Below are 9864 nucleotides of genomic sequence, written 5' to 3'. Positions count from 1 at the left end.
AGTCTGACTGTGTTTAACCCACATGGCAGTGGAACCTAATAATCCTCTTGAGGTCAAACTTCGGTATTCATAGTCCAGGCGTGCAGGGCTTTATTCTGAAGGCATCATCAACCGACTCCCATCGAAAGCCTGCTAGAGTTGACCGGCAAGTCAGTTCAAGCGGTATTCCTGACAGCTCCAGAAACAGATTTAACGGTAAAAGAGTCTATCAGACTCATAAAGATACAGCCTCAGCGCTGAATGATGGCAAGGATATTGAGGATGCCTTTTGGCAAAAAAAACTATTGCAGGGACGTCAAATCACCCCGGCTGATGTGCTCTCAGCTTATAGAAATGATACAACGTCTCTCAGGAGTGGTTTATTCCTTGAGAGGCTTTGCTTAAAGAACATTCTTTATAACAATCAAAAAGTATTCCCGGATCAGGTCATTCAGGAATTCAATCGGAAGCCAAATCAAAATAAGTACAAATTAGCGATAGCGCGCTTCAAATCGCAATGTTGTATAAGGGGGCGGCTGTTGCATGGTCAGCAGGTCACGCCGGATGTGGTGGTAAAAGAATATCAGGCAGCCAAAGCATCACTGGAACTGGCCCGTTTCAAGCAACTCTGTTGCCTGAGGGGTTTGCTATTGAATGGTCACCAGGTCAGACCGGATGCAGTGGTTAAGGATTTTCCGGGTAGTCCCGAAGGCAAAATGGCACTGGCGCGCTTCAAAGCAGAATGTTGCCTGAGGGGCCTGTTATTGAATGGCCAGCAAGTCACTCCCGATGCGGTGATTAAGGCTTATCAGGCAGTCAGTGCAACACTTGAGTTGGCGCGCTTTAAGGCGGCATGTTGCTTTAGGGGGCTGCCGTTGAATGGCCAGCAAGTCACACCGGATGCAGTGATTAAGGCTTTCCCGTGTAGCCCGCAAGGCAATCTGGGGATAGGGCGCTTTAAGGTGGAATGTTGCCTGAGGGGGTTGCCATTGAATGACCGACCGGTCACACCGGAGGCGGTGGTTAAGGATTATCAGGCAATCAAGGCAACACTGGAGCTGGCCCGCTTTAAATCGGAGTGTTGCCTGAGAGGCCTGCGATTGAATGGCAAGCGGATCTCACCGGATGTGGTGTTTAAGGGTTATCAGGATGCCAGTGCAATATTGGAACAGGCGCGCTTCAAAGAGGCATGTTGCCTGAAGGGTCTGCTGTTGGAAGGCCAGCAGGTCAAACCTGAGGCGGTCGTTAAGGGTTATCAGGCAGCCAGGGCAGTATTGGATTTGACGCGCTTCAAAGAGCGATGTTGCTTGAACGGCGTGCCGTTAATGGGGCAGCAGGTCACACCCGATGAGGTGGTTAAGGGTTATGAGGAGGCCAAAGCAACACTGGAGCTGCCGCGCTTCAAACAGGAATGTTGTCTGAGAGGGCTGTCGTTGAATGGCCAGCCGGTTACACCGGATACGGTGATTAAGGATTTCCCGGACAATTCGAAAGGCAGGCTGGGGATGACGCGCTTCAAACAGGAATGTTGCCTCAGGGGAGTGGCGTTGAATGGTCGGCTGGTCGAAGCGGATGCAGTGGTTAAGGATTATGAAGGCGGTGGCTGGTTAATGGAAAGGGCTTATTTTTATGTACAGCTGGCATTAACGGCAAGAGAATTGAACGGTGCCTGTCTGGATAACCGGCAAGTGTTAGAAGTATTTAATGAAGTACCCGGCGATCATGCTGTAAAGCAAGCCGGGTATCTGATTCAAAAGTTGAAACAACCCATGCATTATGATGAAAACAATGCAGCTCAGGAGATACTTCAAGAGGCCTGGCAAATCTTAAACAACGCATCCCATAAAGACGACGAGCAACAACGACTGCAATGTCAATTGCAATTCATGGCTATGCACTATGGGCTGTCCATTGATCATCAGAGAGTGTCAGCAGAGCAGGTATTGCAATCCATCAAAGGACTGAGAAACTCGTTTCAGAGTTCACGTATCCATTTCTTCTTCCTGGCGCATTGCTGTATCACAAGACAGTTGGTTAATGGACGACACGTTCATAAGAATCAGGTTCTGGAGTGTCTTCAACGCTTTTCTGAAGGAAGCAAGATGCGCCATGCTCTGGGCTTCTGGTTTGAACAATGCAGCTGTGAAGCCAATATAATGGATAATATGCTGTTTAAACGAGAAAATACCGTTGTCCGTGGGAGTGATAGTCATCAAGAATGCTCAGCCTGTGACAGTCAAGCTGAGGCTTCTGTTGCGGTCAGTAGAGAGCACCCCGGATCACCTGAACAGTTTACTGACAACGCCTGGTTTGGCTGTTTTTCCACAGATGTAAACGGGTGTTCAGCCAATCTTGACAAAGGAGGCCCACTTTCTTGTCAGGTTACTTATTTAAATTCAATAACGCTGAAAACACTGGAGATTATTCAGGAAATTAATAATTCTTATACCGACCCTCCCATTCTGGTTACCGGTTCATACGCACGCTTTTTACAGAACCTCCACTCATCATTTGATGAGATTGACATTATCTGCACGAAAGAAGCATCTGTCAGAACCCTTTTTGACAAGCTGCAGGCACTGAATACCGACAGTGAGTCAGACATCCCTCAAAGTGTCATCATCTGGCCTGTCCCGGAATGTCAGGCGATGAAATTGCCAAAGGCCTACAGTATTGATCTTAAAGACGGTGATCTGGGGGTAAAGGCAATGGGTTTTCAGGTTTATGTTGACGCCAGAGTAACCGATGGAAAGGCATCACGATTGCCCGTTCTCGTTCCTGGCGTTGAGAGGCCGGTATGGTGTTTGTTGTTTGCAGAAGAAACCAGATTGCTGAACGATACGCTGCAATATCTCACGGATAACCTTGATCAGCTGACAGAGCAATTGCACAAAGGCGCAGCATTCGACCTGCCTCAAACCATTCTGTTTCACAACCCCCAAAACACCGGGGAGCGTATTTATGGTTTGCTGATAGGCTGTCTGCTTATCCTGAATAAAGCCAAACAGTTTATTGCCCTGCACTCTGAAGGAAAACCTGGCTGCCGACCTAACCAGCTTCAGGAAGAATATCAACGCCTTCATGCGCTGACTGAGAGTCTTCAAATGAAATTGACTCACCATGTTTGCCGTCATGATTTTGAGTTCAGAGTTAACGACTGGTTATCAAAAACCCGGCCTTTGAATGAGTGTGAGGTTAAGAGTAGGGAGGCTGTCGAGGAACTGCTTGCGCTGATGAAGCCTGCATAAGAGCGGGTAGATTCCACTCATTGAGCATTTGGTCACACTTGGTGCAAGCCATAAAAAAAGCACCGTGTGGTGCTTTTTTTATGGTTGATGATTACTCATCAAGGAAGCTGCGGAGGTGATCTGAGCGCGTTGGATGACGCAGTTTTCTCAGGGCCTTCGCTTCAATCTGACGAATACGCTCACGGGTAACGTCGAACTGCTTGCCCACTTCTTCCAGCGTGTGGTCGGTGTTCATATCGATACCGAAGCGCATTCTCAGTACCTTGGCTTCACGAGCGGTGAGGCCAGCCAGAACCATGCGGGTAGATTCCTTCAGGCCTTCACCGGTTGCCCGGTCGATAGGCGACTGCATGGTAGCATCTTCAATAAAGTCACCCAGGTGCGAATCTTCATCATCACCAATGGGTGTCTCCATGGAGATAGGCTCTTTGGAGATCTTCAGTACCTTACGAATCTTGTCTTCTGGCATATCCATGCGCACAGCCAGTTCGTCCGGTGTGGGTTCCCGGCCCATCTCCTGCAACATCTGTCGTGAGATCCGGTTCAGCTTGTTGATGGTTTCAATCATGTGAACCGGAATACGGATGGTGCGAGCCTGATCTGCGATCGATCGGGTAATCGCCTGACGAATCCACCAGGTGGCATAGGTCGAAAACTTGTAACCACGGCGATATTCGAACTTGTCCACCGCCTTCATCAGACCGATGTTGCCTTCCTGAATCAGGTCAAGGAACTGCAGGCCTCGGTTGGTGTATTTCTTGGCAATAGAAATAACCAGACGAAGGTTGGCCTCAACCATCTCTTTTTTGGCGCGGCGGGCACGGGCTTCGCCAAGGGACATTTTACGGTTGATGTCTTTTATCTGGACCAGGGAAAGATCAAACTCTTTCTCGATATTGGCCAGCTTTTTCTGGGCGCGAACAATCTCTTCGCGATAGTTCTGCAAAGCATCTATGTAACCACCGCTGCCAGCGGCCAGTTCATCGATCCAGCCAAGGTTGGTTTCGTTGCCCGGAAATGCCTTAAGGAAAATCTTGCGGGGCATTTTGGATTTGCGAACACACAGCTGCATGACCGCGCGCTCGTTATCACGGATGCGCTCCACGGCATTGCGGATTCGGAACACCAGCATGTCGAAGATGCGTGGAACCAGCTTCAGCGGCATGAAAGCTTCGGCCAGTTCTTCAAGTGCCGCCCGGCTGTTATCACGGCCATGAGTGGCAATAGCCGTGGTGGCTTTTTCCAGGGCATCTCTCAGAAGGGTGAAGCGCTCTCTGGCCTCTTCCGGGTCGAGTCCGCTATCGCCCTCTTCTTCGCTGTCTTCATCATCACCATCGTCGTCATCGTCATCAAGTGAATCGTCGATTTCGATATCGTTATCATCGGTATTGGTGATCTCAGTATCATCGTCGGGATCTATATAGCCGCTGATAACGTCGGTGAGGCGACCTTCTTCTTCGGTAAGGCGGTCATATTCGTCGAGGACAATCTGGGCAGAACCGGGGAATTGAGCCAGTGCCGACATGACTTCACGCCAGCCTTCCTCGATGCGCTTGGCAATCTGGATTTCGCCCTCACGGGTTAACAGCTCTACGGTACCCATTTCCCGCATGTACATGCGGACAGGATCAGTGGTTCTTCCTGCTTCCTGTTCGACGGCGGCAAGCGCTGCGGCTGCTTCTTCGGCGGCAGCTTCATCGGTGTCGGCTTCAGCCATGAGCAGGGTATCGGCGTCGGGAGCGGTCTCGTAGACGCTGATACCCATGTCATTGATCATGCGGATAATATCTTCCACCTGATCAGGATCGGAAATATCTTCCGGAAGATGGTCATTAACCTCCGCGTAAGTCAGGTACCCCTGTTCCTTACCACGGGCGATAAGCTCTTTTAATCTGGATTGTTGTTGCGAATTTGCTGACATATCAACCCTTTAACAGCGGATATTGACGAACCGGACAAAAAAACGTAAGCAGGCAATTATAGCTCATAAACTGGGTATAGTACCACAGGGCAGCGGCCCGACTTGGTTGGACGAGGTACCGGAATGCATTCCATGACGCGGGTTACCTTTCCTTGGTGTTTTCAGACCGGGTTTGAATTAGAAATGTGGCCAATAATGCAGTTCCACGGGACACAGTGAAATTCAAGTATACCTAATATTTTTTGTTGTGCAGTTATTTTTTTATGCATGGATTCGAGGAATCGGTTGCATTTGTCTGACACTACCAAAAAAAAGATTAACTTTCCCCATTTTTTTCGTGGTGGTTGCCGGGTGTTTTGTCGGTTGCCTGCTGCTGGGTCATCTGCTCTCTGAACGCTTCCTGATGTTGACGGAACTGCTGGCGAAGTTCTTCGTTAATTTGTCCCGGCTTTTTGTTCTGGAAGCTCTGGATAAGTGATTTGTACAGGTTCTTCTGATGGTTTAATCCTGCTTTCCTGCGAATGCTGGCCAGGGTTTCCAGAAACTCATCCCGGTGCGCGGTGGTGCCGTGATCCAGGGCGGCCAGGGCTTGCAGGCGCTGTCCTTTTTCTGTGTCGTACCATTGGGCAATAAGCGTGCTGGCTTTCAGTGACGGCTCTTTTTTCAGGATGGTTAACAGGTCGATCAGTAATTGACTGTCACTGTCGTTTTCCAGTTTCAGGTGGTCAAATGGCTCGGAAACTTCCCGGGCAAACTCCGGATTGCATAATAACTGTCGTATGGCATAACCGCAGGTCACCAGTCTGGCTGAGTTGGTCAGATGGCGGGTTGAAGGCCTGCGTGAAATCTCAGGTGTGTTATTGCTCGGGTGTTCTTCTGGTGCGTACTGTCTTTCTTCGTAGTCTGCATCGTAGAAAGGCGCTGGCTCATAATGACCATGATGAACCTGTGCTTCCTGGCTGATGTTGCGGGTTTCCGGCTCTGGTCGGCTTGTGGATAACTCTCTGGTGCGGGCACTTTCCTGAAAGTGAGCTTCCAGGTAGTGTGTATCCAGTCCTGTCCGGTCTGAGAGCTTTTTCACCAGCAACTGACGAAACAAGCCTTCCGGCAGTTTATCAAGATAAGGTTGAGCCAGTTTGGCCAAGCGGGCACGACCATCCATGGTGGTCAGATCCAGCTCTGACTCCAGTTCCCTGAACAGTAAGTTATCCAGGCTGATGGCCTGGCTCTTGATTCGCTCAATAAAGCTTTCGGAGCCTTCCTTGCGAACCATGCTATCCGGATCTTCGCCCTGTGGCAGAAACAGGAAACGGGCCTGACGACCATCCTGCATGTTGGACAGTGTCGATTCCAGTGCACGCCATGCCGCCCGTCGGCCGGCATCATCGCCATCGAAGCAGAAAATGACTTCAGGCACCACTTTGAACAGTCGCTGCATATGGTCAGGGGTGGTGGCTGTGCCAAGGGTTGCCACCGCGTTGGTGATTCCCTGTTGGGCCAGTGCCACCACATCCATATACCCTTCAACCACCAGGATGCGGCTCAGCTTGCGGTTGGCCTGCCGGGCTTCAAACAGCCCGTAAAGCTCTTTGCCTTTGTGGAAAACCGGGGATTCGGGCGAGTTAAGGTACTTGGGTTTTTCATCGCCCAGAACACGGCCGCCAAACGCAATGTAGCGACCCCGGCTATCCCGGATAGGGAAAATGATGCGCTCCCGGAAACGATCATACACCGTATTGCGGTCTTCATTTTTGACCAGCATGCCGGTGGTGATCAGCTGCTGCTCTTTTTCTGGTGAGGTGGCCAGCTCTTTTTTCAGGTTGTCCCAGCCCGGCGGTGCAAAGCCGATGGCAAAGTGCTGGCAGGTTTGTGGATCAAGCCCCCGGTTTTTCAGGTAGTGGGATGCCCTTGGGGATTGTTCATGCTGTTTCAGCTGGCGGCTATAGAAGTCCACTGCGCGCTCCAGCAGATGGTATAGTTCGCTGTGGTCCGGGCCCCGTTGTCGGTGCGGGTTTTCTTCCCTGGGGACTTCCAGGCCCAGCTGTCCTGCCAGTGTGTCAACCGCTTCAGGAAAGTCCAGGTGGTCGTGGTCCATAACAAAGCCAACGGCATTGCCACTGGCTCCGCAGCCAAAGCAGTAGTAGAACTGCTTGTCAGGGCTCACCGTAAAGGACGGGGTCTTCTCTTTGTGGAAAGGACAGCAGGCAGAGTAGTTGCGACCGGTTTTTTTCAGCTTAACCCGGTGATCGATCACATCGACGATATCAATGCGGGTCAGGAGGTCATCAATAAAATACTGGGGAATCCGTCCGGCCATGGTGGAGTGCTGCGCCTGAAACAGAAAAGAAAATAACTATTGGATAGATACTATCACCCGACAGGGTGAGTGTCAGCTTAACCGGGATTTAACGATTTTGCTGATGGATGACATGTCCGCACGACCCTGCGCCTGTGGTTTAACAATACCCATCACCTTGCCCATGTCGGCCATGCCGGAGGCACCGGTGCTGTTAATGGCGAGGTCGACCAGTTCGATGATTTCAGTTTCTGATAGCGGGGTGGGGAGAAAGTCAGCAAGAACCTCAAGTTCCAGCTTTTCCTGTTCGGCAAGATCCGTGCGCCCGGCAGACTCGAACTGTACAATGGCATCGCGACGCTGCTTTACCATTTTGTCCAGTACTGCCAGGGCACGTTGATCGTCTAGTGACTTTTCATCGACTTCAATTCGCTTCAGTTCGGCCAGAGCCAAACGGATAGTACCCAGTCGTGGTTTGTCGCGATTGCGCATGGCATCCTTCATGGCTTCTGTCAGTTGATCCCTGACAATGCAATCACTCATGACACGTTCCTTTTTACCTGACGTTAAGGTTGGTGGGTTCAAAGCTTAATGGTAGTCAACGCGTAAATCACAGGATTGAAGCAACCGACGTTAGGGTCAGTTGATCAATACAGACGCTCACGACGACGCTGCTCGCGCTGCAGTTTTTTAAGATGACGCTTAACAGCAGCAGCGGCCTTGCGCTTGCGAACGGTAGTTGGCTTTTCGTAGTGCTCACGACGACGAACTTCAGCCAGGATACCAGCTTTTTCACAAGAGCGCTTGAAACGGCGCAGGGCTACGTCAAACGGTTCATTCTCTTTAACTTTAACAGCAGGCATGCAGAGATCACCTTCCTTTTAATAACAAATGTTGACCATGAATCCGCCCCGGTCAGTGCGACTGAAGGCTAAAAAACTCACGGCTGGATTACAGCCAATGCTGCGCGAATGCGATAAATCACCTCTGTGATTACCAGTATCGTGCTTTGAAAAGACGGGACTTTACCCAAAGCAGGACGTTAATACTCACATTAACAAGACAGATTAGTCGCAGTTTTTCAAGGGCGCGAATTTTAAAGCTTATTCAGCAAAAATGCAAAAAACGCCTACTTAAGTAGTTAACCAAATGAAATCATATTTTCTGGCTAAGTGGACAGTCACTCTGCGGCGTTACAACTCCGGTCACATAGCTACGGCTATGCTCCCTGCGTTGTGCCTTGCATAGTAACTGCCCACTTAGCCAGAAATATACGATTCCATTTGGCCAACTACTTAACGTATGATTCTTCCCCTTTATGAAATACCCGGATTCGGGAATTTCACTGACTCTTTTTGCACACATTGTTTCACAGGTTGGTTTAATGATTGTTCTCGGGATAGAAACTTCCTGCGATGAGACCGGCATTGCCCTCTATGACAGCGGGAAAGGTCTGCTGAGCGATGCCCTGTTCAGTCAGATTGATATGCACATCGATTACGGTGGTGTGGTACCTGAACTGGCTTCCAGAGACCATATCCAGAGAGTATTGCCCCTGATTAACCAGGTGCTTGAGCAGGCAGGCATCAGTAAAGATCAGATCGACGCCATCGCCTACACCCGTGGCCCCGGGCTGGTGGGGGCCCTGATGGTGGGAGCCTGTATTGGCAAGGCTCTGGCCTGGGCCTGGGGTATACCATCGGTGGGGGTTCACCATATGGAAGGTCATTTGCTGGCACCCATGCTGGAAGAAACACCCGTAGCGTTTCCATTTGTGGCGCTGCTGGTATCCGGTGGCCACACTCAGCTGGTGCAGGTGGCTGGTATTGGTCGTTACACTCTGCTGGGCGAGTCGGTTGATGATGCCGCCGGCGAAGCTTTTGATAAAGTGGCCGCGATGCTGGGTCTGGATTACCCTGGCGGTCCTGCCATTGCCCGGCTGGCAGAACAGGGGCAGGAAGGGCGTTTTCGTTTCCCACGGCCCATGACCGATCGCCCGGGACTGGATTTCAGCTTCAGTGGCTTGAAAACCTATACCCTTAATACCGTGGCAAAATGCCGTAAAGAAGCGATAGCCAAAGAGCCTGCGGATCAGGATCGTGCGGATATTGCCCGTGCCTTTGAACAGGCGGTGGTGGCAACCCTGACCATCAAATGTCGTCGTGCCCTGCAGCAGACCGGTATGAAGCAGCTGATTATTGCCGGAGGCGTTAGTGCCAATCAGTCACTGCGGGCTGCCCTGGAATCCATGGTGGAAAAAGAAGGTGCGGTACTGCGTTATGCCCGCCCTCAGTTCTGCACGGATAATGGTGCCATGATCGCTTATGCTGGCTGTCAGCGGCTGCTTGCTGGTCAGAGCGATGGGCCTGAAGTAGTGCCTGTGCCCCGCTGGCCTATGGAAGAGCTGGAGCCGGTTGGCT

6 protein-coding genes are annotated in these 9864 nt (G+C 50.9%); 2 read left to right on the top strand and 4 right to left on the bottom strand.

Annotated features, from left to right (window positions below):
- Positions 1–80 precede the first annotated feature (80 nt).
- Positions 81–3227 carry a hypothetical protein gene (locus ACO6V1_RS20700; RefSeq protein ID WP_422447432.1) on the top strand — a complete coding sequence of 1049 codons (3147 nt, stop codon included), beginning with the start codon at positions 81–83 and terminating at the stop codon, positions 3225–3227.
- Positions 3228–3318: 91 nt separating this feature from the next.
- Here ACO6V1_RS20700 and rpoD read toward each other — a convergent pair whose 3' ends face one another.
- From rpoD to rpsU, 4 genes are all read right to left on the bottom strand, one after another.
- Positions 3319–5148, bottom strand: coding sequence for an RNA polymerase sigma factor RpoD (rpoD, locus tag ACO6V1_RS20695; RefSeq protein WP_422468310.1), 1830 nt, complete (start codon positions 5146–5148; stop codon positions 3319–3321).
- A 316-nt stretch (positions 5149–5464) separates the two neighbouring features.
- On the bottom strand, positions 5465–7465 hold the full coding sequence (dnaG, locus tag ACO6V1_RS20690; protein WP_422468307.1) for a DNA primase: 2001 nt from the start codon (positions 7463–7465) through the stop codon (positions 5465–5467).
- Positions 7466–7537: 72 nt separating this feature from the next.
- Complete coding sequence (locus tag ACO6V1_RS20685; RefSeq protein WP_422447426.1) at positions 7538–7987, bottom strand: GatB/YqeY domain-containing protein; 450 nt, start codon at positions 7985–7987, stop codon at positions 7538–7540.
- 104 nt (positions 7988–8091) lie between these two features.
- The gene (gene rpsU / locus ACO6V1_RS20680) at positions 8092–8307 is read right to left on the bottom strand and encodes a 30S ribosomal protein S21 (protein ID WP_020582360.1); all 216 of its coding nucleotides are present in this window, start codon (positions 8305–8307) and stop codon (positions 8092–8094) included.
- Between the two features lie 521 nt (positions 8308–8828).
- Here rpsU and tsaD point away from each other — a divergent pair.
- Positions 8829–9864 (top strand): tRNA (adenosine(37)-N6)-threonylcarbamoyltransferase complex transferase subunit TsaD (gene tsaD / locus ACO6V1_RS20675; RefSeq protein WP_422447423.1); only part of this gene is annotated, 1036 nt, incomplete at its 3' end.

Origin of the sequence: Endozoicomonas sp. ALC013 (assembly GCF_049310205.1) — a bacterium.
Lineage (GTDB): Bacteria > Pseudomonadota > Gammaproteobacteria > Pseudomonadales > Endozoicomonadaceae > Endozoicomonas.
The sequence above is the reverse complement of the archived record's forward strand: the minus strand, read 5'-3'. Positions and strand labels throughout refer to the sequence as shown.

Bases quoted from the DNA above. Each gene is read 5' to 3' on its own strand.
- rpsU (WP_020582360.1), bottom strand. From the start codon at position 8,307: ATGCCTGCTGTTAAAGTTAAAGAGAATGAACCGTTTGACGTAGCCCTG.
- dnaG (WP_422468307.1), bottom strand. From the start codon at position 7,465: ATGGCCGGACGGATTCCCCAGTATTTTATTGATGACCTCCTGACCCGC.
- rpoD (WP_422468310.1), bottom strand. From the start codon at position 5,148: ATGTCAGCAAATTCGCAACAACAATCCAGATTAAAAGAGCTTATCGCC.
- ACO6V1_RS20685 (WP_422447426.1), bottom strand. From the start codon at position 7,987: ATGAGTGATTGCATTGTCAGGGATCAACTGACAGAAGCCATGAAGGAT.